The following is a 23,049-nucleotide window of genomic DNA, read 5'->3' on the forward strand; positions in this document are numbered from 1 at the left end:
TTGTTGTCCAGGACGGATTGCTTCGCTTTGCTCGCAATGACAAACATGCCACAGGAAGTAGCCATTATTGGGGGCGGGCCGGCGGGGCTGCTGGCGGCTCAGCACCTGGCTGAGGCGGGGCACCGCGTGCGGGTATTTGAGGCGCAGGCCACCGTGGGGCGCAAGTTTCTGGTGGCCGGCCACGGCGGCTTCAACCTGACCAATGCCGAGCCGCTGCCCGCCTTTGCCACCCGCTACGCCGACCGCCAGCCCGGTTTCGAGCAGTTTCTGGCCTACTTCTCCCCCGCTGATCTGCGCCAATGGGTGGCCAGCCTGGGCCTCGATACCTTCGTGGGCACCAGCGGCCGCATATTTCCGACCGCCGACTACAAGCCCGCCCAGCTGCTGCGGGCCTGGCTGCGGCACTTGCAGGAGTTGGGCGTGGCGCTGCACACCCGCCACCGCTGGCTGGGCTTCACGCCCAAAGGGCTGCGGCTGCGCGATGAAAGCACAGGGCAGGAAACAGAAGTGTGCCCCGCCGCTACCGTTCTGGCACTGGGCGGGGCCAGCTGGGCCAAAACTGGCTCCGATGGCCGCTGGACGCAGGCTTTTCAGGAAATCGGGGTGCGGTGCGTGCCATTTGCGCCGGCCAACTGCGGGGCGGAGGTGGCGTGGTCGGCTTTTTTTCGGGAGAAGGCTGGCCGGGTGCCACTCAAAAACATGGCCCTGAGTTGCGCCGGCCACACGGTGCGCGGCGAAATCATGCTCACCGATTATGGGCTGGAGGGCACGCCGGTCTACGCCCTCACGCCGGCGCTACGGGCCGCGCTGGCCTCTGGCGGTCCGGCTACCTTGCTGCTCAACCTCAAGCCTGACTTAACGCCGGAGCAGCTGCTCGAAAAGCTCCGCAAACCGCGCGGCGGCAAGTCGCTGGCTGCTTTTCTGGAGCAGGCGCTACGCCTGGGCCGCCCCATCCCGATGCTGCTGCGCGAGTTGGCCCCCGCCGAAGCCACAGCCACGCCCGAAGCCCTGGCCCACCTGCTGCACCACCTGCCCATCCCCGCTTCAGGCCTGCGCCCGCTGGATGAAGCCATTTCGACGGCCGGCGGCGTGGCCTGGGACGAGCTGGACGCGCACCTGATGCTGCGCCGCCGCCCCGGCACCTTCGTGGCCGGCGAGATGCTGGACTGGGAGGCCCCCACCGGCGGCTATTTGCTGCAGGGCTGCTTCAGCACCGGCGCCTGGGCCGCGCGCGGGGTGCAGGCGTGGCTGGCCGAGCAGTAGTTTTGCCTTAAAGAACGGGTCATGCTGAGCTTGTCGAAGCATCTCGCATGCTGACGCACGCCAAAGTAACTGTCATCCTGAGCCCAGCGAAGGACCTTCCTCCGTTAAGTGACAAGCCCTATAAAATGAGCAAAGCCCTTTACCAGCGTACGGTAAAGGGCTTTGTGCGTTGAATTACGGTAGCAGTAAACTACGAGGAAGGTCCTTCGCTGGGCTCAGGATGACAGTTACTGTTACCCACAAGTCGAAAATAACCTACTCCTCTTCCCGCACACCCACGCCCCGCGCTTCGGCGGCGGCCAGAATGGCTTTGGCTTCGGCCAGAGCCTGTTCGCCGCCGTCCATTTCCTTGCGGTAGAGCAGGGCAAACAGGATGAAGAACGACACGATGGGCAGCACCCAGCCCAGCGCAAACCACAGCCAGAACGAACGGCCGTAGCTATAGGCGCAATACCCCGTGGTGAGGGGCAAAAACGACATAGCGCACGCAAAGGCCAGAATGATGTCGATAAACATGGCGGGCAGGGGCTGGTACTCCTAAGATACGCCCATTGCCGCCAATTCACAAAGTGGGGCGCGGGTTTCTGCCAGCATAACCTGGCCGGGGCCGCATTGTTGAGCGCCGCCGGCGGGCAGGCGGGGCCACCTTCCGCCGCGTTTTCCCGTACCTTCCGGTTCCTGCCCCTTCTCTCCGTTCGTTTGCCCCGCCCCGAATTGCCCATGTGGGACCACCAAAGTCTGTTTCGCGTCACGGCCCAGCTCTTTGCCGATGGCGTTTTTAATCTGCTCGACCGAAATCTGAAGCCCGAGGTCTTTCTACTTGGGCTGGCTTCTGCCCGCGAAACCGACGAGCCCCAGGCCGTGGTGGTGGAGCCCATGACCCACCGCTACAAGCCCGCCGATTTTGCCAACGTAAAGTCGCTGGCCGCCGCCCTGGAGCCCGACGGCCCCCGCGAAGTGGTGTATCACCTGCACCCCACCGACCACGACCGGTTTGAGAAGCTGCGCTGGTATGATTTGATGCGCAGCGCTACCGAGCAATTACTAGGCGAGCTAACCGTCCGCCACCAAGAAGACCGTATCAGCTTTTGCTCGCTGCCCGTGAGCCTGAATGGCTACCTGGTGGTGGTGGTGCTGCAGCTTTCGGCCGAAACCTACCACAGCTACTACGCCCTGCCGCCCCAGCCTGGTTCGCGGGCCAGCTCATTGCTGGCAGCGGCGGTGCAGGAGTTTTTGCAGGACTGCTCCCGCGCCCTGCGCGAAACCGACACCGACGATGAGCGCCCCGTGCTGGACCGCGACTACAACGAGGTGCTGCGCGCCGCCGGCCGCCGCTTCATGCTGCGCCCCGCCGGTGGCAACCACGGCCTCTACGATGCCTGCAACGGCGTGGCCGCCCTGCGCCACGAGGGCGACGAGGGCATCGGGACCATGCTGGTGGCCCGGCGTCACCACCCGGCCGTGGTGCCCGTGCTCACCCTGGAAACGCCCATCACGCTGCGCGACCACCGCTCCATCCGCAAGCTGCTGGAGCTGAGCGAGGGCCGCACGTCGCTCATTACCGATGCCTCCAACGTGTTCGGGCTAGGCCACCTGGTGGAGCCCACCGACCCGCACTACGAGCCGCTGTTTACGGTGCACTTCACCAAGCACTACAGCTGGGACCTGAGCCACAACGGGCAGGTGATGATGAAGGTAGTAACCAACACGCCCCGCCTGCCCCAGGGCCGGGTCGATGAGCAGAACTTCGCCACGGCCATTCAGCGCGTGTTTCCGGCCGTGGATGCCGCCGGCATTGCCTACCTCTGGGAGCTGACCCAGAAAGCCAGCAACCAGACCAACGGCACCATTCTGGTCATTTCGGAGGGCGCGGCGCAGGAGGCCGTGCGCCTCACCCGCCAGTGCTTCCGCGTCACGCCCCGCATCATGACGCCCTCGGTGCTGCGCCTGGTCACGAACATCGACGGCGCGGTTTTCATCGATCCGGCCGGCACCTGCTACGCCATCGGGGCCATCCTCGACGGCCTGGCCACCGAAAAAGGCGACTCCTCCCGCGGCTCCCGCTACAACTCCGCCCTGCGCTACGTGGAAAGCAGCCGCTACGCCTGCATCGCCATTGTGGTCAGCGAAGACGGGTTAATTGACCTGCTGCCGCCGAAAAGGTGAAGTTGTGAAGGGTGAAGTTGTGAAAAACCGTCTGTCATCCTGAGCAGAGCGAAGGACCTTCCTCTTCAGCTACTAGAAAACGTTTTTCAACGCACAAAGCCCTTTACCATGCGAACGGTAAAGGGCTTTGCTGATTTAAAAAGGCTTGTTACTTAACCGAGGCAGGTCCTTCGCAAGCTCAGGATGACAGAACCGATTCACAACTTCACTTTTCACAACTCCACCACCTACCCATTCACGCTCGCCATCATGGCGGAGGGGTAGCGGGGACCGGCGGCGGCGTTTATAGGGGCGGCTTCGTCGATGTGGCGCAGGTCTTCGTGGGTCAGGTGGACTTGCAGAGCGCCGAGGTTTTCTTCCAGATACGCTATGCGCTTGGTGCCGGGAATGGGCACGATATCCGGACCCTGGGCCAGCACCCAAGCCAGGGCCAGCTGGCCGGGCGTGCAGCTTTTCTCGGCGGCAATGGCGCGGATGCGGGCCACTAAGTCGAGGTTGCGCTGGAAGTTTTCGCCCTGAAAGCGCGGCGTGTGGCGGCGGTAGTCGTCGGGGGCCAGGTCGTCGAAGCGCTGAATCTGGCCGGTGAGGAAGCCGCGGCCCAGCGGGCTGTAGGGCACGAAGCCCACGCCCAACTCGCGGCAGGCGGGCAGAATCTCATCCTCGGGGTCGCGGCTCCAGAGCGAATACTCGCTTTGCAGGGCCGCAATGGGATGCACGGCGCAGGCCCGGCGCAAGGTGGCAGCGGCGGCCTCGCTCAGGCCCAGGTGGCGCACTTTGCCCTCCTTCACCAGCTCGGCCATGGCCCCCACGGTTTCCTCAATGGGCGTTTCGGGGTCTACGCGGTGCTGGTAGTAGAGGTCGATGTAGTCGGTGCCGAGGCGCTTTAGGCTGGCTTCGCAGGCCTGGCGCACGTATTCCGGCCGGCCGCTGATGCCGCGCCGGGTGGGGTCGTTGGGGTCACGCAGGATACCGAATTTGGTGGCTAGCACCACTTTATCGCGCCGGTCGCGGAAGGCTTTGCCCACCAGCTCCTCGTTTTTGAAGGGGCCGTACATGTCGGCCGTGTCGAAGAACGTGACGCCCAGCTCGAAGGCGCGGTGCAGCGTGCGGATGCTCTCGGCATCGTCGGTTTGGCCGTAGAACTCGGACATGCCCATGCAGCCGAGGCCGAGGGCGGAAACGTGCAGGCCAGCGCGGCCCAGGGTTCTGGTTTCCATGGAAAGAGGATTTTAGAGAAGTGGTGAAGAAGCAGGGAACTGCCTTATAGCCTACGGCCGCCCGCGAAAAGTGGCTGCGCTATTGGCAAGGCACACTGTAGCGCAGCCACTTTTCGAGACGAGCACAGCGAATGAGCCGAACCATGCAGAACCGGATACTCGCTTTGCTCGTCGCGAAACGGATTTTCGCGCTACTATCCAGCTACCCCTCCCACCGTCATTTTTTCGGCGGCTTCGTATGATGACCAGAAAAAACCCGCCCCGATGCCCGCTTCCAATCAGTTCCCGACCTACTCCCAGCCCACTCCTACCTTTGATGCCGATGAGCGCCTGCGCTGGGTGGAGCGCGTGGCCCGGCTCATGGACAGCCAGTTTCGGCTGCCCGGCACCGCGTTCCGCTTCGGCCTCGACCCGCTGCTGGGCCTGATTCCGGTGGTCGGCGACTTGTCCACGCTGGCCGTATCGGGGGCGCTGCTGCTTACTATGATGCGCCACGGGGCCAGCGGCGCGGTGGTGGTACGCATGGGCCTCAATATTCTGGTAGACACGCTGTTTGGGGCCATTCCGGTGCTGGGCAATCTGTTCGATTTCGCCTATAAAAGCAATGAGCGCAACGTGGCGCTGCTGCGTGCCCACTACGCCGAGGGAAAGTACGCGGGCAGCGGCCGGGGCCTTCTGGTAGCCGTGATTGTGGGGCTGCTGGTGGTATTCGGCCTCACGGCCTGGGGAGGTTACGAGCTGGTGCGCTGGGGCTGGCAGTACTTCCAGTAGCCGGCCGACCTGGGCCGCCGATTTATGGCTTTTTCCGTGATACTGCGCCCGGCTCGTCGTAGCTTTGCGCCGTGAAAATCCTCCGTTTCCCTGCTTCTGGACTGGCCGTTGCGGCCTTGTTGCTGCTGGCGGCCTGCCAGGCCCAGCCTACGCCCGCCCAACAGGCCGAGCAAGCCGAAAAAAGTCTGCTGGCCAGCCACGACACGCTCATGGCCCGCATGGACGAGTTGTATGACCTGCGCCAGAAACTTCGGGCTGCCCCGGCAGTTGATACCGTGGCCGCCGGCCGCCAGCGCCGCGCCCTGCTGGCCGCCGACGCGGCCATGATGGACTGGATGCACCGCTACCAGCGCCCCGCCGACAGCGTGGCCGCGGCCCGCAAGCTGGCCTATTTTGCCGCCCAGCAGCGCCGCATCGATTCCGTGGCCCACCTGATGACCAGCAGCCTCGATTCGGCCCGGCTGGTGCTGGGACAGGCCGCTACTTCGCCCAAATCCTCCGCTCAATGACCTTTTTTCGTTTTCGCCAGGCCCTGACTATAAGCCTGCTGGCCCTGGGCAGCACCCTGCTGCTGCCGGGGTGCTCCGCTGATAAGAACAACGCGGCTGCCACCGAGCGCCTGCCCTTCATTGGCGAGCGGGAAGTGCGCCCCCGCGCCGACGGCGGCCCCGCCGACACCGTGTACGCCACCATTCCGGCCTTCCGCCTCACCAACCAGGACGGCAAGGTCATCACCAACCAGACCTTCGCCGGCAAGGTCTACGTCACCGATTTCTTCTTCGCCACCTGCCCCAGCATCTGCCCCAAAATGCAGAGCGAGCTGCTGCGCGTGTACGATAAGTTTAAGGGCGACCCACGGGTGCTGTTCCTGTCGCACACCATCGACCCGGCCCACGACTCCATTCCGGTGCTGCGCGACTACGCCCAGCGCCTGGGCATCGCCGATGCGGCTCGCTGGCACTTTGCCACCGCGCCCCACGACACCATTTTTGCCCTCGCCCGCGCCTACATGACGGCCGCGCAGGTAGACAAAGGCGTAGCTGGCGGCTTCGCCCACAGCGGCGCTTTCGCCCTCATTGACCCACAGCGCCGCATTCGGGGCGTGTATGATGGCATGAACCCGCTGGAAGTGCAGCGCCTGCTCGATGATTTGCCGGTGCTGCTGCGGGAAGTGGAGCAGGAGCAAAAAGCCGCCAAATGAGACGCCGCGGGCCGCTGACTTTGGTTCTTACCGGGCTGCTGGGGGCGGCGCTGGGCCTGGCGGGCTGCTTCACGGAGCGGCAGCACGAGGGCGAAAAGATATACGCCACGCACTGCGCCAACTGTCACGGAGCCCAGGGCGAGGGCCTAAAACGCCTGATTCCGCCCCTGGCAAAGTCCGATTACGTGGCCAAAAACCGCACGGGGCTAGCCTGCCTGATTCGTAAGGGTATTAAAGGGCCATTGGTCGTCAATGACGTTGAGTTCAACCAGGCCATGCCCGCCGCTGATTCCCACCTCACCGATTCGCAAATCACCAACCTGCTCAATTTCGTGCAGACCTCCTGGGGCAATCAGGGTGAGGTGTTCACCATCCGGGAGGTATCAGCCCAACTGCAGGGCTGCGGTGCCAGCGACGGGCAGTGAGGTGAGGAGATGGTGCGTTTTTGTTTGCTCATCCTTACCTTCCTGAAAACCAACCGGCTACCGCAAAGGTCATTTCTATGGGCCGGGGAGGCTGAAATCTTCCGCAATCCTCGCTAGCTTGCGTATCCAATCCACTTTTCTGTCATGGGTCTGTTCGACTTTCTGAAATCCAAAAAAGATTCGGCCGCCCCGGCGGCTCCTGCTTCCGCGCCTGCCCCAACGGAAGCCGGGGCGGCAGCCCCGGCCGGGCCGCGCTACAAAGGCGCCAGCTATACCTCGCCGGTAGCGCCCGAGCCGGCGCACATTCCGGCTATGCCGCCGCTGCCGCCCATGCCGCAGCTGCCGCCTTTCGAGCCGGTAAACATTCTGGAACAGCTGCTGCTGCACGCGGCCACCCAGCCGGAAGCCCGCCCCGATTTCTACCGCGCCCTGCTGGGCGAGGAATTGATCTTGGTGATGGTGCCCAAGGAAGGGGAGCCGGGCGGCGAAAAGCAGCCCACCGAAGGCATGGAAATTCAGCTTCAGGTGCTCAACGACGGCAAAATCCCGGTTTTCAGCTCCGTAGATCGGATGTATGAGGGCAATATGGAAGTTGATTCCGTGCCGTATCTGCGCATTCGGGGACTGGAGTTTTTCCAGATGGTGCAGGGCGCGGAGTGCGCCTTGAATCCCTTCTCTTCAGTGGGCAAGCTGCTGCCCGCCGAGGAGCTGGCCGATCTGCTGGCCGGCCGCCTGTTTCCGGAAGGCGACGCTGCCGCGGGCCAAAATATACCCGTATTGCTGGGCCAGCCCACCGACTACCCCACCCAACTGCTGGACGCCCTGCGCACGTTCAGCGCCGAAAAGCCCGCCATTCAGGCCGTGTACCTGGCCCAGGTGCAGCTCCAGGACAACTCAGCTCCGCCCCGCCTGCTGCTCGCCTTCCATACCGACGACAACGACGCGGCCTTCCTTCAGGAGTTGGGCCCCGTAGTGCAGGGCAACATCAGCGACCATGAGCTGGTCGACGTGCTGGTGCTCGACCCGAATTCTGAAGAGCCGCTCAATCAATATTTTACTACCGTAGAGCCGGTCTACAAGCGGAGTTAAACCGTCTGTCATCCTGAGCTTGCGAAGGACCTTATGCCAGATGAACGAGTCGTATCAACGATCATCGTTCACCCGGCGTAAGGTCCTTCGCTTTGCGCACGCCAGATGAAGGATGACAGCCGGTTTGCTACCTGCGTATTTTCCTACCCCTGCCGGGCCAGCAGCCGACGGAACACAGGGCGCAAGCCGAAGTTCAGCAGCAGCACGAGCGGCACCATGCCCACGGCCCACAGCAGCAGTGCCCCGGCGCTGGCGTGCCAGAGCAGTTGCAGGGCGCTACTCCAGTCGTGGGCAATCAGGTAGCGGATTTTTTCCAGCGTGAGGTCGGGCGTGCGGCCATTTTGCCAGAGCCGGGCACCCAGGCGTAGCAGTGGAATGAGCAGCACCAGCTGCACGGGGCTCATCAGGTGGCCGATGAGCAGCATGGCGGCCACGTTCAGGCGCAGGCGCACGGCCGCAAACGTAATCAGCAGCGTGGTGATGCCCAGCACCGGCACCAGGCCAAAGGCCACGCCCAGCGCCACGGTGAGGGCCAGCTCGGCGGGGGCCAGGCCCTGCCGCAGCAGGTTGCGCACGGGCTCCAGCACGCGGCGGCGCAGCCAGCTGGTAGGTGGCGACGGCGGCGGAAGCGGGGATGGGAACTCCAAAATAGGACCGGGGAAAAACGGAATGTTACGGCGGCGCGTTACCTTAGCAGCCTGCACCCCGGCTGGCGGCGGGGGCATCACGCCTTCCTGATGACAAAAGTACGCGAGTCGGGCCAGCCCCGGACCAAAGTCTGGACCGATTTCTTTTTTCTGCTGCGCCGCGCCGGTATCGAGCTGGGCAGCCACGACCCGCTGCGGCTGGGTGCGGCCACGGCCTTCTTCACCACGTTTGCGCTGCCGCCCATCCTCATCATTCTGATTCAGGTGCTGGGGTCGCTGTATTCGGCCTCGGGGGTGCGCACGCTGCTGCTGGGCAAGCTCTCGGCGCTGCTGGGCACCTCGGCCGCCGAGCTGGTAGAGCAGATTCTGCTGAACGTGACCAACGTGGAGCGTAGCCGCCTGCTCACGTGGCTGGGCTTTGGCTTTCTGCTGTTCGTGTCCACTACGCTGTTCGTGGTTATTCAGAACTCGCTCAACCAGCTCTGGCAGGTGCGCCCGGCCCGCCGCACGGGGCGCCTGCACAAGCTCCTGAAAGAACGGGCCCGCTCGCTGGGCCTGCTGCTGGCCACCGGCCTGCTTTCCCTGCTGGCCTTCCTGACCGATGCCGCCCTGGCCCTCTTCGCCGATTACATTCAGGACTTCGACTCGAACTTCGGCTACTTTCTGATGCAGGCCCTCAACCAGATTACGTCGCTGCTCATTCTGGCCGCGTGGTTCAGCGTCACGTTCCGAAACCTGAGCAGCGCCCACGTGCCGTGGAAAGCCGTGAGCCGCGGGGCCATTCTTACCGCCGTTTTGTTCGATCTGGGCGAGTTCGTGCTGGGGCATCTGCTGGTGCCGCGCAACCTGGGCCCCATCTACGGCCAGGCATCCAGCATTGTGCTGGTGCTGCTGTTTGTGTTCTATTGCGCCATGATTTTCTACTTCGGCGCCTGCTTCACCAAAGTGTACGCCCACTACGCCGGCATCGACATCCGCCCCAAGAAGAACGCTGTGCGCTACCGCCTGGTGGATGTGGTGGAGGAAAAAGAGTAGCGGGCGGCGGTAAGCGCTAAGCAGGCTGGCGCCGAAATCCGGCGTACCTTTGCAGCCAACTTTTTCGTTTCGCATGCCCTCTTTCGCCGACCTTGGCCTCGCCCCTTCCCTGCTGCAAGCACTGGAAGAGCTGACTTTTACCATCCCTACTCCCGTTCAGGAACAAGTAATTCCGATGGCCCTCGCCGGCCAGGACGTAGCGGGCCAGGCGCCCACCGGCTCGGGCAAAACCGCCGCCTATGGCCTCTCCATCCTGCAAAAGCTGGATCTGAAGCTCGACGCGGTGCAGGTAATCGTGCTGGTGCCGGCCCGCGAGCTGGCTCTGCAGGTGCGCGACGCGCTGAAGAAATTGGGCAAATACCTGCCCGGTCTGCGGGTAGCGGCTTTCTACGGCGGCCACGCGTTCCGCGAGGAAACCGCCTCGCTCACCCAGCCGCCCCACATCGTGGTAGCCACGCCCGGCCGCCTGCTCGACCACTTCGAGCGGCGCTCCATCGTGCCCAATCAGCTCACGGTGCTCATTCTGGATGAGGCCGATAAGCTGCTGGAGCTGGGTTTTCAGGATGAGCTGGTCGAAATCGTGAAGCGCCTGCCGCGCCGCCGCCAGACCCTGCTGTTCTCGGCCACGATGTCGGACAAAGTGCTGCTGCTGATCCGCAACAACCTCACCCGGCCCCGCGTCGTGCAATCGTCGGAGGAGGAAGGCAAGCTGCCCGAAAACCTGACGCTGCTCGGCCAGGTGGGCCCCATCGAGAAGAAGCCCGCCGCCCTGCTGCACCTGCTGAACCTACCCGAAACCGGCCGCGCCCTGGTGTTCTGCAACACCCGCGACCGGTGCGTGGAGCTGGCCCGTTTCCTGCAGGGCCGCGGCGTGGCCGCCGAAGTATTGCACGGCAAAATGCCCCAGCCCGAGCGCGACAAAGCCCTGATGAAGCTGCGCAACGGCTCCAGCCAAGTGCTGGTAGCCACCGACGTAGCCGCCCGCGGCCTCGACGTGACGGCCCTCGACACCGTGATTCAATACGACGCGCCCGACAAAGCCGACGCTTTTCAGCACCGGGCCGGCCGCACGGCCCGCGCCGGCGCCGTGGGCACGGCCCACATTCTGGCCACGCCCCACGAGCAGACCCACGTGCAGAAGTGGCCCATTGCCGAGAGTATTCAGTGGAAGCCCCTGCACGCCCCGGCCCTGCCGCCGGCCGCTCCCAAAGCGCCCAAGCCGGCCAGCATCACCCTGCACGTATCGGCCGGCCGCAAAGACAAGGTCAGCGCCCACGACCTGGTAGGCGCGTTCGTGGCCCAGGGTGGCTTGGAGCGCACCGATGTCGGACACATCGAAGTATTCGACCACTACAGCTACGTGGCCGTGCCGCGCCTGCAGGCCCACGAAGTAGCCCAGCGCGTGACGGGTGCCAAAATCAAAGGCCGCAAGGTGCGGGTGTCACTGGTGGAGTAATTTGGTGAGTCGGGAAAAGAAAAGAGAACGTCATGCTGAGCTTGTCGAAGCACCTCTCCCGCTTCGCTGAACAGCCCTGACGAAGCGGCAGAGATGCTTCGACAAGCTCAGCATGACTCGTTCTTTTGATTATAAGCGCCAATTCATCAGCTCACATTTGCCTCCCGAACCCCGCCAGCTTCTGTTCATCTGCAGCCAGAACCGCTGGCGCAGCCTCACCGCCGAGCGGCTATTCGATGGGCACTCGCACTATGAGGCTCGCTCGGCCGGCACTGAGCCCGGGGCGCGGGTGCGCGTCACGGCCGGGCACCTGAGCTGGGCCGAGGCCGTGTTTGTGATGGAACGTCGCCACGCCGAGCGGCTGCGGGCGAAGTTCGGGGCGGCGCTGGCCGGTAAGCCGGTTATTAATCTGCGCATTCCTGATAACTATCAGTTTATGGATGCTAGCTTGCAGCAGCTACTGCGCGAAAAATTACAGGAGCATCTGCCGCGGCTTTAGCCCTGCTTTTTATTAACCCTCTACCCTATTATCAGATGATTAGACGCTTACTTGGTAGCTTATCATGTCTTTATTTTCTGGCTACACCCTTGCGGGCCCAAACTTACGAGCCCGGACTGCTGGTGCAGGCCAACGGCGACACGCTGCGGGGCGAAATTGAAAACAGCTTCTGGACCGAGCCGCCCACTTTTATTCACTACCGCCCCACGGCCACCAGCCCCAGCCAGCTGTTTCAGCCCCGGCAGCTGCGGGCGCTGAGCTTCACCGGGGGCCGCTCCTTTCGCTACGTAATCGTGCCCATCGACCACGCGGCCGAAACCCGCCTCGACCGCCTGCCGCGCGGCAACTATTTCGAGGTTCGCACCGATTCACTGCTGGCCGAGGTTCTGCTCGAAGGTCCGGCTGAGCTGCTGCGGGTGACCCGGCCTGGCGCTACACACTACTTGCTGCGCCGCCCCAGCCAGCCCTAGCTCGAACTGAGTGAGCGAAGTTACCTGCGGCAGGATACCAAAACCGGGGCCTGGGTGATGACCGACGGCAACAACTTCCGCGGGCAGCTGGCCCTCTATTTTCCGGATTGCCCGGCCACCCAGGCGGCGGCCCGCACGGCAGCCTTTTCGGCCCCGGACCTGGTTAGCCTGGTGCAGACCTACAACACTGCCTGCAGCCCCACCCGGCAGCCGGGCCGCAGCTTGCTGGCGCAGGCCCAAATACGCCGCCGGGTGGCTCTTCGGGGCGGCCTGCTGGCAGGCGCGCGCTACAACCGCATCGACTACCGCACAGATGGGCTGCTGGTCGCCGATCCGACGTGCGCCAATTGCCGCTTCTTTCCCCTTGGTGGCTTGTATGCTGAGCTTATTCAGCCCGGCCGCACCGGCGCGCTGTTTGGCGAGTTCCTACTGAGCACCTTCCGCGCTCCGGCTGATTTTCAGCATACCAACGGCAATCAGCCCACCACCTACAGCACTTTCACCTTCAGCACGAAGGTGGCTACGGCCCGCCTGGGCGTGCGCTACTCTTTCCCGTTGCCCCACGAGCAGCAATGGCTCTTCAGCGCCAGCTACGAGTTGAGCCGGACCATAAACCCGCGCTTCAGCGCAGTCCGTGGGGTGCCTTATACACCTGTTCGGGACGATGCCTACTACCCCATCCAGACCCTACTCCCCGCCCTGGGGCTAGGCTGGCGTACCGGTCCGCTCACGTTGAGCGCAGACGGGTTGCTGCTCAGCGACGGCCGCGCGGGCGAGTTTCTGGGCTTTTTCGTCAGCCAGTCATTTGTCCTGCGCACCAGCCTGGCCTATCGCCTCGGCCGCAACCCCGATCAGGCCGCACCGAGAACTACGGTCCGGCCCTGAGCCAACCTGAACGCCTGCCGGTGCGTTTAGCGGGCCATGAATTACGTTATTTGGCTGGCCGTGCTGGCCGTCGTCCTCTTCCTATTCTACCGCTACGCCACCCGCGCCGCCCGCGTGAAAGCCGCCGCCCTGGCCGCAGAGTTTCCGGCAGCGTGGCGCGAAATCCTGACCGGCCGCGTGGCGTTTTACCTGTCGCTCACCGACAATGAGCGCAAGCGCTTCGAGCGGGAAGTGCAGGTTTTTCTGGCCCAAACGCGCATCACCGGCCTGCAAACCGAGGTGGATGATACCACCCGCGTGCTGGTGGCGGCCTCGGCCATCATTCCCATCTTCGGCTTCCGCGACTGGGAATACGGCAACCTGAGCGAGGTGCTCATCGTGCCCGACGCCTGGAAGGAGGCCCCAAACCCCGACCAAGAAACGGCGCCGCTGGCCGGGCAGCTGCTGGGCTCGGTGCGCAACTTCCAGACCTCCCAGTACATGCACCTCTCCAAGGCTTCGCTGGAGCAGGGTTTTCGGGATAGTTTGGACCGCCAGAACGTGGGTATTCATGAATTCGCCCACCTGCTCGACCAGGCCGACGGCGTGATTGACGGCGTGCCGAAGCTGGCGCTGCCGCCCGAGCTGCTTCAGCCCTGGGCCGCGGTGATGGCGCGCGAAATCGAAGCCATCCGGGCCGGCAAATCCGACATCAACCCTTACGGCGGCACCAATGAGGCCGAGTTCTTCGCCGTGGTAACGGAGTACTTCTTCGAGAAGCCCGAGAACCTACAGGAAAACCACCCCGAGCTGTACCAGCTGCTCACCCGCGCCCTGCGTCAGAACCCCAAGAAGCGCTTCCTGCGCTTCGCCATCGACCCGCGCGAATGGCTGAAAACACTGCGCTCGAAGCGAAAATTTGGCCGCAACGACCCGTGCCCCTGCGGGAGCGGAAAGAAGTACAAGGACTGCCATTTGCAGCAGACAGTTGTGACCTGAGTGTCATTGCTTCGGCCTGATAATCACAGTGTTTTTATCCGGCAGCCGTTCGCCTGATCTGGCCAGAGTAGTAGCTTTACTTCGCCTATGAAAAAGACCCATCTCCCCCTGCTCGCCGCGGCCCTGCTCACGGCCTGCGCCCCCACGGCCAAGGTGCCCGCCACCACGGCGGCCGCGGCCCCCACCGAAGCGCCCGCCACCCCGCCCGCACCCGTGGATTGGGGCCGGCAGGCTGATGAGTTTCTAACCAGTTATTCGGCTGAATATCAGCGTCTCTACACGCAGTCCTCCGAGGCCGAATGGCGCTCCAACACCCGCATCGTGGCCGGTGACTCGACCAACGCCGTGGCCACGGCCCGCGCCAACGAGGCCATGGCCGCCTTCACCGGCAGCGCCGACAACATCAACAACCTGCGCCAGCTGCTCGAGCACAAGGACCAGCTGCAGGAGTTCCAGATCCGGCAGCTCCAGACGGCCCTCTACAATGCCGCCAACTCGCCTCAGACCATAGCCGACGTGGTGAAGCGCCGCATTAAAGCCGAAACTCAGCAGACCGAAAAGCTCTACGGCTTCGACTACAAGTACCAGGGTAAGTCCGTGACGACCAACGACCTGGATGAGCTGCTGCGCAAGGAGAATGACCCTAAAAAGCGCCAGGCCGTCTGGGAGGCCAGCAAAGCCATCGGCCCGACGCTGAAAGACGGCCTGCTGAACTTGCGCGGCCTGCGCAACCAGACTGTGCAGGCCCTGGGCTACCCCGACTATTTCACCTACCAAGCCTCCGACTACGGCCTGAGCCGGGAGGAGATGATGACGCTGGTGCGCCAGATCAACGACGAGCTGCGGCCCTTGTACCGCGAATTGCACACCTACGCCCGCTACGAGTTGGCCAAAAAGTATAAGGTAAAGCAGGTGCCCGATTACCTGCCCGCCTCCTGGCTGCCCAACCGCTGGGGCCAGGACTGGAGCGCCATGGTGGACGTGAAAGGCGTGAACCTCGACGCCACCCTGGCCAAAAAGGGCGCGGAGTGGCAGGTGCAGCAGGCCGAGCGGTTTTATAAGAGCCTGGGCTTCCCGGCCCTGCCGCCGGTGTTCTGGCAGAAAAGCAGCCTGTACCCGCTGCCCAAAAATGCCGGTTACAAGAAGAACAACCACGCCTCGGCCTGGCACATGGACCTCAACCAGGAGGTGCGCAGCCTGATGAGCGTGGAGCCCAACACCGAGTGGTACGAAACCACTCACCACGAGCTGGGCCACATCTACTACTACCTCAGCTACGCCAACCCTGAGGTGCCGGTGCTGCTGCGGGCTGGGGCCAACCGCGCCTACCACGAGGCCATGGGCAGCCTGATGGGCCTGGCCGCCACCCAGAAGCCCTTCCTGGTGGGCCTGGGCCTCCAGGATGCCAAAGCCAAAACCGACCAGACCCAGACCCTGCTGAAAGAGGCGCTGAACTACGTGACCTTCATCCCTTTTTCCTCGGGCGTGATGAGCGAGTGGGAAAACAGCTTCTACGCCGATAAGCTGCCCGCCGACCAACTGAACGCCCGCTGGTGGGAGCTGGTAAAGAAGTACCAGGGCATCGTGCCGCCCACCGCCCGCGGGGAGCAGTACCTCGACCCGGCCACCAAGACCCACATCAACGACGACCCCGCCCAGTACTACGACTACGCCCTGTCGTACGTCATCCTGTTCCAGCTCCACGACCACATCGCCAAAAAAATCCTGAAGCAGGACCCGCACGCCACCAACTACTACGGCAGCAAGGAAGTAGGCACCTTCCTGGCCGAAATCATGCGCCCAGGCGCCAGCAAGGACTGGCGGCAAGTGCTCAAGGAGAAAACCGGCGAAGATTTATCGGCTAGGGCGATGGTCGAGTATTTTCAGCCGCTGATGGTGTATTTGAAGGCTCAAAACAAGGGGCGGAAGTACACGATGTAGGTTTTTCTGAATCTTTGGAAAACAAAAAGCCTCGCCGGGTACGGGCGAGGCTTTTTGCCTTTCGGGCCAGGCAACACAAACTATAAAGCGGTGACACTGCAAGGCCCTTACTCTATCCCGCCGCCTGCGCCATACGCCGCTTCAGAACCTTCGCCAAACCCTCCAGCCGCCGCTCGATGAGCTGGGCTACTTCGTCGTCCTCGTAGTCGATGCCCTGGTTGCGGGAGTTGAGGTAGCGGGCCAGGGCGGAGTTTTCGTCCAGGGTGTCGGCCAGCTCGGCCTGAGCTTCCTCCCACTCCTCTTCTTGCCCGGCCCGCAGGTAGCGCACCCGCAGCTCAATGGTCTGGCTGACCAGCTGGGCCAGCCGGGCCAGAACGGCGGTTTCCTTCTCGGAAAGTGTGCGAAACTCCCGGCCGATAACGGCCAGCATCCCCACCCGCGCCCCGTCGGGCATCTGCAGGGCCGCGCCGGCGTAGAATTTCAGCCCGATGGCTTGGGCCACGTCGGGCTTGATGAGGGTGCAGCTTTCCGGCTTGTAGTCGGAAGTAACTACCGCCTGCTCCTGCAGAATGGCTGCCGAGCACATGCTTTCCACCCGCGGCAGCCCCGGAATTCCTTCGGCCCCGGTCACAGATTTAAACCACACGTATTCGTCATCCACCAATGAAATCAGCGAGATGGGCGTGTTGAACAGCTGGGCCGCCCAGGCCGTGTAATCGTCGAAAATAGCTTCGGGCGTGGTATTGACGATGTCGTACTGGTAGAGCGTGCGCAGGCGCGCCGCATCGTTGGCGGGCACCAGAGAATCGGGGTAGCTAGTGTTCATGAGGGATGGAAATAGCGCCGGGTTCCCTAGCAGCTAGGGAACCCGGCACCGGATGGAGCGACTCAGCCGCCGTTAGTAATTAGCCTCGCTCGAAGGCAAATCAATCAGGATGAACTGGGCGTCTTTTTTGGCCCGGATCTGCACTACATGCTCGTCGGTCATGCGGGCTTGGTCGTTGGGGCCCAGCTCGGTGCCGTTCACGAAAACGGTGCCTTCCTTCACGTAGATGAAGGTATTGCGGATGGGAAAGGTCTTGAACTCAACCTCTTTATCTTCCTTCAGGTTCGACCAATAGATAGTGCTGTTGGAGTTCATGTACACCACGTCTTCCAGCACCTTCTGCCCCGACACTAGCGGCATAAGCTCGTTCTTGGAATCCAGAAAGTCGAGGTCTTTCTGCTCGTAGCTGGGCGCGAGGCCTTTTTGGTTGGGCAAAAACCAGAGCTGGTAGATATGCAGGGGCTTGTCGGTGCGGTTCATTTCGCCGTGGGCCAGGCCGGTGCCGGCCGTCATGCGCTGCACTTCGCCCTTCGGAATGGTGGTTTTGTTGCCCATCGTATCCTCGTGCGTCACCTCGCCATCCAGCACGATGGTCACGATTTCCATTTCCGAGTGCGGGTGTTGCGGAAAGCCGGAGTTGGGCGCGATATTATCGTCATTAAACACGCGCAACGGCCCGAAATGCATGTTTTTGGGGTCGTAGTAGTCGGCGAAGGAGAACAGGAAATAGCTGCTCAGCCAGCTCACGGGCGCGGCATGATGACGGTCGGAGGCGGGGATATATTTCAGCATAGGGGTCGGAAGTGAGGAAGAAGCGAATTGGCTAACGCATACGCGCTAACCCTGAACGAAGTTAACGCCGGCTCCCCATAGCACGAAAATCCGTTGCGCGACGAGCCCCGCGAGTTCTAACAACAATCTAAGTCGTTGCTACTCGCGCAGTTCGTCGCGCAACGGATTTTCGTGCTGCAGAAAGTCGGCGCTACACTTTGCGCATAGTACTCACTTGCTGCTGCAGATCCAGCACGATGCTGGCCAGACGCGAGAGCGACAAGTCAGCAATGGGGAACGTGCTGCTGATGTATGACTTAGCTTCCCAGATTTCCACTACGTCTTCCACATTAATTTCGTAGGGCGAATACACGGGGTTGTCGGAGTGCAGCGAGAGGGTGGCGCCGTCTTTCAGGCGGTTGAACACGCGCTTGAACACGATGCCTTCCTTGCTGCTCACCACAATGCACGGCGTGCCGTCTTTCAGCGTCAGCCAGTCGTCTACGTAGCGGCCCACAATGACGGTTCCCGAGGCGATGGGCAGCATCGAGTCGCCGGCAATTTCGAAGGCGCGATAGGTGCCGCCGCTGCCGAGCATGGGCAGCCGGAACTTGGGCAGTTCCTCAATGAACTCGGGGTCGGCGTAGCCGTTGAGGTAGCCAGCGGCCGCCTTCAGCGGCACCAGCTCGATGTTCTCGTTCTGCTCCTTATCCACGGTGAGGGCCAGAATGCGCAGGTTACCGGCCGGCCGCGTCGGGTTCGGATCATCCGACGGAATAGGCGTTACCTGGCGCAGGGCGGCCTTTTGCACGCTCTTTTTGGTGAAGTCATTGGTCACCAAAGAGTCGAGCGTGATGCCGAACAGGCGGGCCATATTGACCAGCGTGCTGAGCTTGGGCTCGGCGCGGCCTTCCTCGTAAGCCCCTACTAAGGAGCGTTTTATGTTCAGCTTTTCGGCCATCTGCGCTTGCGTCAGGCTCAGTTCGCGCCGCCAGAATTTCAGGTTCGTGTTAATCATCGCCTAGGGGAGCCGGGAATAGATTAGAAACCAAAGGGTTACCGGCTCGTGAAATTAGCAACAAAGACGAGACTTTACTAATTCAATTAGCTTTATTTTTTTTGTAGTGAAAAGGTTCCCGCAGAGGAGCGCAGAGGTCGTTCAACCTCTGCGCTCCTCTGCGGGAACCTAACTTCTGAATTTTACTTCCCGCTCAGCCGCTTCTGATACAGCCCGGCCAGCCGCAGCTTGAAGTAGTCGTACTTCTCGCGCAGATGGTCGAACAGGTCGCGCAGCAGCGGCTCGCCACCGAGCTGGGCCCGGGCCGTCATGATTTCGGCGTACTCGCTTTGGCTCAGGAATTCCTCCAGTCGGATCTGCTGGCCTTTGGCGTACAGGGTTTCGATGTGGGCGCGGATGGTGCTGGCCGCTAGGTTGCGGCGCTCGGCAATCTCATCCACCGTAAGCCCCTGGCGGTGCAGCAGCAGCGTATTTTCGTGGGTGTCGCCGGGCTCGCGGGTGCGGCGCGGGCGGCGGGTGTCCTCATCGTCGGGGCCGAGAGAAGTCTGGTCGGCGGCGGCGGCATCGTCGGGCGTGGGGGCACCGCCCTGGGCCAGAATTTCGCGGATAAACTGCTCGCCGTAGGTTTCGAATTTCTTCATGCCCACGCCCGAAATACCCAGCATGGCCACGCGGGAAACCGGCCGCTCGGCGGCCATTTCCTGCAGCGTGGCATCGGAGAATACCACGTAGGGCGGCACGTTCTGTTCGTCGGCGATGCGCTTGCGGAGCTGGCGCAGCTTCTCATACAGGTCGGTGCCGGTATCGGTGGCTTTGCCGGTGCCGCGCGGCGCTCTTTTACCCCGCGGCAGCTTCTCGGCCTTCTCCGCCACCTGAAACTTCTTCATCGACTGCTGGCGCTGCCCCTGCAGCACTTCGCGGCCCAAATCGGTCATTTTCAGCGCGTAGCCTTCCTCGTAGGCAATGTAGAGCAGGCCATCATTCAGCATCTGGTGGATGTAGCTGTACCAATCCAGATAGGGCAGGTCGGCACCCGCGCCGTAAGTTTTGATCTGGTCGTAGCCGCCGCTGAGCACGGCTTGATTGCGCATGCCGCGCAGCACATCAATCAGCAGGCCGATGCTGCCCCGCTCCCGCATCCGCACCACGGCGGAAAGGGCTTTCTGAGCCAGCAGGGTGCCGTCGAAGGTGGTGGGCGGGTTGCGGCAGATGTCGCAGTTGCCGCAGTCGTGGGGCAGGGTTTCGCCGAAGTAGTTGAGCAGGATGCGGCGGCGGCAGCTGGCGGCCTCGGCAAACTGCTGCATGCGCTCCAGCTTGGTTAGGTTGAGCTGGGTGAGGTTGGGGTTGTCCTTGGTGAGCATCTCGCGCAGGCTCATCACATCGGCGAAGCTGTAGAATAGCACGGCCGTAGCCGGGGCCCCGTCGCGGCCTCCGCGCCCGATTTCTTGGTAGTAGCCCTCGATGTTTTTGGGCAGGTTATAATGAATTACCCAGCGCACGTTGCTCTTATCGATGCCCATGCCGAAGGCGATGGTGGCCACAATGACCTGCAGGTCGTCCTTCAAAAACCCTTCCTGCACCGCGCTGCGCTGGTTGGCGGTCATACCGGCGTGGTAGAACCCGGCCTTAATGCCTTTCTGCTGAATCTTTTGCGCCAGCGTTTCGCACTGCTTGCGCGAGAGGCAGTAGATGATGCCCGACTCGTTGGGGTGGCGCTCGATGAACTCCAGGATACCGCCCACGCGGTCTTGGCCGGGGCGCACGATGAGGTTGAGGTTGGGCCTATCGAAGCTGGAAAGGAACACCTGCGGCTCGTGCATGCGCAGCTGCTGCTGAATGTCGCGCTGGGTGAGGCGGTCGGCGGTGGCGGTGAGGGCAATGATGGGCACTTGCGGAAACTGCTCACGCAGCAGCCGCAACTGGGTGTATTCGGGCCGGAAATCGTGGCCCCACGACGAGATGCAGTGCGCCTCATCAATAGCGAACATACTGATGCGCAGGCGCTTCAGAAACTGCGTGAAGCCCGGCGACACGAGCTTCTCGGGACTCACGTAGAGCAGCTTGAGGTGGCCGTTGAGGCAGTCGCCGGCAATGCTGTTCTGCTCGCTCTGCCCCACGCTGCTGTTGATGTACTCGGCCGATATACCGTTGGCCTTGAGCGCCTCTACCTGGTCCTTCATCAGGGCAATGAGCGGCGATACGACCACGCATACGCCCTCCATCACCACGGCCGGCACCTGGAAGCAGACCGATTTGCCGCCGCCGGTGGGCATGAGCACCACCGTGTCGCGGCCGGCCATGATGTTGGCGATGATGTCTTCCTGCATGGGCCGGAAGGAATCGTAGCCATAATACTGTTTCAGGACGCGCCGGGCCGATTCAATGGTCGGCGTGAGGGCTTCGGGGGCAAATAACATTCGGTAAAAATACGACGGTAAAACGGGAGTTTGGGGAGTTTTATCGGAGTAAGCTAACCAAAAACGGGCGGAAATGGTGCGGCCCGCTGCTGCGGTAGAACGCTCACAACGCTCGCAAACCCGCCACGAAATACCGAAAGCTGGCCGATTCGTTGCGGGCCGGATCGAGGTGTGGGGTGATGGTTTCGGCCCACTTCACCTTGGTTTTGGCGGCTGGGTAGCCGGCTTTCTGCAACAGTTGCTGCAACCGCTCCCAGGTATCGGTGATGGTATCCGGATCTTTGGATAGGCCTTTGAAATGCTGGCCGCGCACTGCCGGATATGCCGCCGTTATGGCCTCCCGGTCGCCCAGAAACCAGGCTTCCAACTCCTGCACGGCCAGAGCATTGAATACGTGAAACTCCTGACCGGCTGTAGCTTGCCCGTAGGTCAGCAGGCCGGCGGCGGTGGCTTTGGCTTCCATTTCAGCCAGGCGGCGCGGACCCACGCCATCGGCATCGAGCAACACCACGACCCGCAGATCCTGCTGTCCCGGTTGCGCGAGCCGTCGGCGGTAGCCTTGCAGCAGCGGTTGCAACTGGCCCAGCAAATCCTTGCAGCCCTCGAACACCCGGTAGCGCGGCACGCAACCGGCGGGCAGCAGGTGCGGCACCAGCAGCTTCAGCGCGGCTTCGGCCGATTCCTCTTCCAGTAGAAACACCACCTGCATACTACTGCCGCGCCGGTTGGATGGAGTCCCGGTCGAGCGGGTCACCGACCTCGAAGAAGTTGCGCGTCCAGAGGTAGCCCAGCGGTGAGCCTTCCTCTACCATCGCCACGATGTCGGGCATATCGGCAATGCGCGTGGCTTGCGTGTAGCCGTCGGCGGCGCGGTGCAGAATCCAGACCTGCTCGGGTTCCAGGGCATTCAGCAAAGTCGGCGAGTGGGTTGCGACCAGCAACTGCCGCTTCTCGGTGGCCTGAAGCAGCGCTTCGGCCAGGCGGGGCAGCAGGCGCGGGTGCAGCTCGTTTTCGGGCTCTTCCAGGCCCAGCAGGCCGGCCGCGTCGGGCTCGTGCAGCAGCGTGAGCAGGGCCGTGAGCCGCAGCGTGCCATCCGACATATACTGGGCCGGCAGCGGCTTGGCAAACGGCGCATCCCGAAACCGCAGCAGCAGCCGCTCATCAGAAGTCACTTCGGTCAACACTTCGGCCAGGTTCGGAATCTGCCTCCGTAGCTCCGTAATGATGGTTTCGAGCACCCGCGGGTGCTTCAGGTGTAGGTAATAGAGGACGTTGGGCAGGTTGTCGCCGGAGGATGACAGTTTTTCGCGGGGGCCTTCGTCGGAATAGCCTTTGTGGTTGTCGGTGAGGCTGATGTAGCGGTAGGATCTAATTGTATCTACTACACCTTTGACTTGATTATTGTAAGGAATTTTTACCATCCTTACCAAGGATAGGAACGGTTGTTTAACAGTGGGATTTGTCTCATTCTCCTCAATTACAAAGTACTCCTCACCAGTTTGAGTAGAATGCTTTTTTGATGACTTAATTTGAATTGCATTCCGCTTCTCATTAACCGGTTTAATCATTGAGAAGATAACTTCACTTCTATTAGAATTATCTAAACCGAAAGCTTCTAATCGTTCATCAACAAGTGAAACCGAGCCACCTTTTTCATCAAATGCACAATAGTAGCGGAGGTTCGCTCCTGCTTTAGACAACTTTACTCCCACCTCAAACTCAATCGGCCCCTCCTGCCCCCGCGTCCGCATTCCCACAAACCGATTTCGCTTCTCCCACGCCTGCTGCAGATTCCCGCTGACTGCTTCCGCCAGAAACGCCAGCGCGTCGAGCACCGTGGATTTGCCGCTGCCGTTGGGGCCGACGAGCACCGTGAGCGGGGTCAGGTCGCGCAGCTCCAGGTCGTGCAGGGCGCGGTAGTTGCGGATGCGCAGGTAGGTGAGGCGAGGAACGGCGGCGGGAGTGGTAGACATA

General features: G+C 62.4%; 23 protein-coding genes. 14 read left to right on the forward strand and 9 right to left on the reverse strand.

The features are described 5' to 3' along the window. Positions 1-36: 36 nt before the first annotated feature. The gene (locus BUB62_RS11265) at positions 37-1,263 is read left to right on the forward strand and encodes a BaiN/RdsA family NAD(P)/FAD-dependent oxidoreductase (RefSeq protein ID WP_073110077.1); all 1,227 of its coding nucleotides are present in this window, start codon (positions 37-39) and stop codon (positions 1,261-1,263) included. 255 nt (positions 1,264-1,518) lie between these two features. Here BUB62_RS11265 and BUB62_RS11270 read toward each other — a convergent pair whose 3' ends face one another. After that, entirely contained in the window at positions 1,519-1,779 is a 261-nt protein-coding gene (locus BUB62_RS11270; protein WP_073110080.1) for a hypothetical protein, read from the reverse strand. Positions 1,780-1,962: 183 nt separating this feature from the next. Between BUB62_RS11270 and BUB62_RS11275 the strand changes: the two genes are divergently transcribed. After that, positions 1,963-3,429 (forward strand): DNA integrity scanning protein DisA nucleotide-binding domain protein, encoded by a 1,467-nt coding sequence (locus tag BUB62_RS11275; protein WP_143164124.1) that lies wholly within the window; start codon positions 1,963-1,965, stop codon positions 3,427-3,429. A 227-nt stretch (positions 3,430-3,656) separates the two neighbouring features. Here BUB62_RS11275 and BUB62_RS11280 read toward each other — a convergent pair whose 3' ends face one another. Beyond that, positions 3,657-4,646: an aldo/keto reductase gene (locus tag BUB62_RS11280; protein WP_073110086.1), complete on the reverse strand. Its 990-nt coding sequence runs from the start codon at positions 4,644-4,646 to the stop codon at positions 3,657-3,659. Positions 4,647-4,910: 264 nt separating this feature from the next. Here BUB62_RS11280 and BUB62_RS11285 point away from each other — a divergent pair, with 264 nt between their 5' ends. The 5 genes from BUB62_RS11285 to BUB62_RS11305 all read left to right on the forward strand — a co-directional run bounded on the left by BUB62_RS11285 (position 4,911) and on the right by BUB62_RS11305 (position 8,132). Further along, complete coding sequence (locus BUB62_RS11285; RefSeq protein ID WP_073110089.1) at positions 4,911-5,417, forward strand: DUF4112 domain-containing protein; 507 nt, start codon at positions 4,911-4,913, stop codon at positions 5,415-5,417. Positions 5,418-5,488: 71 nt separating this feature from the next. Then, positions 5,489-5,926, forward strand: coding sequence for a hypothetical protein (locus tag BUB62_RS11290; RefSeq protein WP_143164125.1), 438 nt, complete (start codon positions 5,489-5,491; stop codon positions 5,924-5,926). Then, the gene (locus tag BUB62_RS11295; protein ID WP_073110095.1) at positions 5,923-6,618 is read left to right on the forward strand and encodes an SCO family protein; all 696 of its coding nucleotides are present in this window, start codon (positions 5,923-5,925) and stop codon (positions 6,616-6,618) included. Before BUB62_RS11290 ends, BUB62_RS11295 begins: the two co-directional genes overlap by 4 nt. A gap of 20 nt (positions 6,619-6,638) precedes the next feature. Then, positions 6,639-7,043 carry a c-type cytochrome gene (locus tag BUB62_RS11300; RefSeq protein WP_234988681.1) on the forward strand — a complete coding sequence of 135 codons (405 nt, stop codon included), beginning with the start codon at positions 6,639-6,641 and terminating at the stop codon, positions 7,041-7,043. A gap of 144 nt (positions 7,044-7,187) precedes the next feature. Further along, positions 7,188-8,132 carry an enhanced serine sensitivity protein SseB C-terminal domain-containing protein gene (locus BUB62_RS11305; RefSeq protein WP_073110101.1) on the forward strand — a complete coding sequence of 315 codons (945 nt, stop codon included), beginning with the start codon at positions 7,188-7,190 and terminating at the stop codon, positions 8,130-8,132. 143 nt (positions 8,133-8,275) lie between these two features. Here BUB62_RS11305 and BUB62_RS11310 read toward each other — a convergent pair whose 3' ends face one another. Then, positions 8,276-8,779, reverse strand: coding sequence for a DUF2062 domain-containing protein (locus tag BUB62_RS11310; protein WP_073110451.1), 504 nt, complete (start codon positions 8,777-8,779; stop codon positions 8,276-8,278). A gap of 90 nt (positions 8,780-8,869) precedes the next feature. Between BUB62_RS11310 and BUB62_RS11315 the strand changes: the two genes are divergently transcribed. From BUB62_RS11315 to BUB62_RS11345, 7 genes are all read left to right on the forward strand, one after another. Beyond that, entirely contained in the window at positions 8,870-9,814 is a 945-nt protein-coding gene (locus BUB62_RS11315) for a YihY/virulence factor BrkB family protein (protein WP_073110103.1), read from the forward strand. Between the two features lie 73 nt (positions 9,815-9,887). Continuing rightward, positions 9,888-11,270 (forward strand): DEAD/DEAH box helicase, encoded by a 1,383-nt coding sequence (locus BUB62_RS11320; protein WP_073110106.1) that lies wholly within the window; start codon positions 9,888-9,890, stop codon positions 11,268-11,270. Positions 11,271-11,427: 157 nt separating this feature from the next. Then, a complete protein-coding gene (locus tag BUB62_RS11325) occupies positions 11,428-11,769 on the forward strand; it encodes a low molecular weight protein tyrosine phosphatase family protein (protein WP_143164126.1) in 342 nt (113 codons plus the stop codon). An 89-nt stretch (positions 11,770-11,858) separates the two neighbouring features. Further along, positions 11,859-12,239 (forward strand): hypothetical protein, encoded by a 381-nt coding sequence (locus BUB62_RS11330; protein ID WP_073110108.1) that lies wholly within the window; start codon positions 11,859-11,861, stop codon positions 12,237-12,239. A 57-nt stretch (positions 12,240-12,296) separates the two neighbouring features. Continuing rightward, positions 12,297-13,124: a hypothetical protein gene (locus tag BUB62_RS11335; protein ID WP_073110111.1), complete on the forward strand. Its 828-nt coding sequence runs from the start codon at positions 12,297-12,299 to the stop codon at positions 13,122-13,124. A gap of 36 nt (positions 13,125-13,160) precedes the next feature. After that, positions 13,161-14,102: a M90 family metallopeptidase gene (locus BUB62_RS11340; protein WP_073110113.1), complete on the forward strand. Its 942-nt coding sequence runs from the start codon at positions 13,161-13,163 to the stop codon at positions 14,100-14,102. Between the two features lie 87 nt (positions 14,103-14,189). Then, entirely contained in the window at positions 14,190-16,043 is a 1,854-nt protein-coding gene (locus BUB62_RS11345; RefSeq protein ID WP_073110116.1) for a M2 family metallopeptidase, read from the forward strand. Positions 16,044-16,155: 112 nt separating this feature from the next. On the opposite strand, the gene BUB62_RS11350 is transcribed toward BUB62_RS11345, so the two are convergent. The 6 genes from BUB62_RS11350 to BUB62_RS11375 all read right to left on the reverse strand — a co-directional run bounded on the left by BUB62_RS11350 (position 16,156) and on the right by BUB62_RS11375 (position 23,048). Further along, positions 16,156-16,869, reverse strand: coding sequence for a GAF domain-containing protein (locus BUB62_RS11350; protein WP_073110119.1), 714 nt, complete (start codon positions 16,867-16,869; stop codon positions 16,156-16,158). A 72-nt stretch (positions 16,870-16,941) separates the two neighbouring features. Further along, the gene (locus BUB62_RS11355; RefSeq protein ID WP_073110121.1) at positions 16,942-17,661 is read right to left on the reverse strand and encodes a pirin family protein; all 720 of its coding nucleotides are present in this window, start codon (positions 17,659-17,661) and stop codon (positions 16,942-16,944) included. A gap of 190 nt (positions 17,662-17,851) precedes the next feature. After that, positions 17,852-18,658 carry a LexA family transcriptional regulator gene (locus BUB62_RS11360; RefSeq protein ID WP_073110123.1) on the reverse strand — a complete coding sequence of 269 codons (807 nt, stop codon included), beginning with the start codon at positions 18,656-18,658 and terminating at the stop codon, positions 17,852-17,854. A 182-nt stretch (positions 18,659-18,840) separates the two neighbouring features. Then, positions 18,841-21,075, reverse strand: coding sequence for a DNA helicase RecQ (gene recQ / locus BUB62_RS11365; protein ID WP_073110126.1), 2,235 nt, complete (start codon positions 21,073-21,075; stop codon positions 18,841-18,843). Between the two features lie 103 nt (positions 21,076-21,178). Next, positions 21,179-21,829 (reverse strand): DUF4276 family protein, encoded by a 651-nt coding sequence (locus BUB62_RS11370; RefSeq protein ID WP_143164127.1) that lies wholly within the window; start codon positions 21,827-21,829, stop codon positions 21,179-21,181. Beyond that, complete coding sequence (locus BUB62_RS11375) at positions 21,786-23,048, reverse strand: AAA family ATPase (protein WP_073110130.1); 1,263 nt, start codon at positions 23,046-23,048, stop codon at positions 21,786-21,788. The genes BUB62_RS11370 and BUB62_RS11375 overlap by 44 nt, the downstream gene beginning before the upstream one ends. Between the last annotated feature and the right edge of the window lies 1 nt (position 23,049).

Origin of the sequence: Hymenobacter daecheongensis DSM 21074, assembly GCF_900141805.1 — a bacterium.
In the GTDB taxonomy this organism is placed as follows: domain Bacteria; phylum Bacteroidota; class Bacteroidia; order Cytophagales; family Hymenobacteraceae; genus Hymenobacter; species Hymenobacter daecheongensis.

Coding starts and splice junctions, on each gene's coding strand:
- BUB62_RS11360 (WP_073110123.1), bottom strand. CDS start 18,658: ATGATTAACACGAACCTGAAATTCTGGCGGCGCGAACTGAGCCTGACG.
- BUB62_RS11340 (WP_073110113.1), top strand. CDS start 13,161: ATGAATTACGTTATTTGGCTGGCCGTGCTGGCCGTCGTCCTCTTCCTA.
- BUB62_RS11375 (WP_073110130.1), bottom strand. CDS start 23,048: ATGTCTACCACTCCCGCCGCCGTTCCTCGCCTCACCTACCTGCGCATC.
- BUB62_RS11295 (WP_073110095.1), top strand. CDS start 5,923: ATGACCTTTTTTCGTTTTCGCCAGGCCCTGACTATAAGCCTGCTGGCC.
- BUB62_RS11320 (WP_073110106.1), top strand. CDS start 9,888: ATGCCCTCTTTCGCCGACCTTGGCCTCGCCCCTTCCCTGCTGCAAGCA.
- BUB62_RS11355 (WP_073110121.1), bottom strand. CDS start 17,661: ATGCTGAAATATATCCCCGCCTCCGACCGTCATCATGCCGCGCCCGTG.
- recQ (WP_073110126.1), bottom strand. CDS start 21,075: ATGTTATTTGCCCCCGAAGCCCTCACGCCGACCATTGAATCGGCCCGG.
- BUB62_RS11305 (WP_073110101.1), top strand. CDS start 7,188: ATGGGTCTGTTCGACTTTCTGAAATCCAAAAAAGATTCGGCCGCCCCG.
- BUB62_RS11270 (WP_073110080.1), bottom strand. CDS start 1,779: ATGTTTATCGACATCATTCTGGCCTTTGCGTGCGCTATGTCGTTTTTG.
- BUB62_RS11265 (WP_073110077.1), top strand. CDS start 37: ATGACAAACATGCCACAGGAAGTAGCCATTATTGGGGGCGGGCCGGCG.
- BUB62_RS11335 (WP_073110111.1), top strand. CDS start 12,297: ATGACCGACGGCAACAACTTCCGCGGGCAGCTGGCCCTCTATTTTCCG.
- BUB62_RS11285 (WP_073110089.1), top strand. CDS start 4,911: ATGCCCGCTTCCAATCAGTTCCCGACCTACTCCCAGCCCACTCCTACC.
- BUB62_RS11280 (WP_073110086.1), bottom strand. CDS start 4,646: ATGGAAACCAGAACCCTGGGCCGCGCTGGCCTGCACGTTTCCGCCCTC.
- BUB62_RS11345 (WP_073110116.1), top strand. CDS start 14,190: ATGAAAAAGACCCATCTCCCCCTGCTCGCCGCGGCCCTGCTCACGGCC.
- BUB62_RS11315 (WP_073110103.1), top strand. CDS start 8,870: ATGACAAAAGTACGCGAGTCGGGCCAGCCCCGGACCAAAGTCTGGACC.
- BUB62_RS11350 (WP_073110119.1), bottom strand. CDS start 16,869: ATGAACACTAGCTACCCCGATTCTCTGGTGCCCGCCAACGATGCGGCG.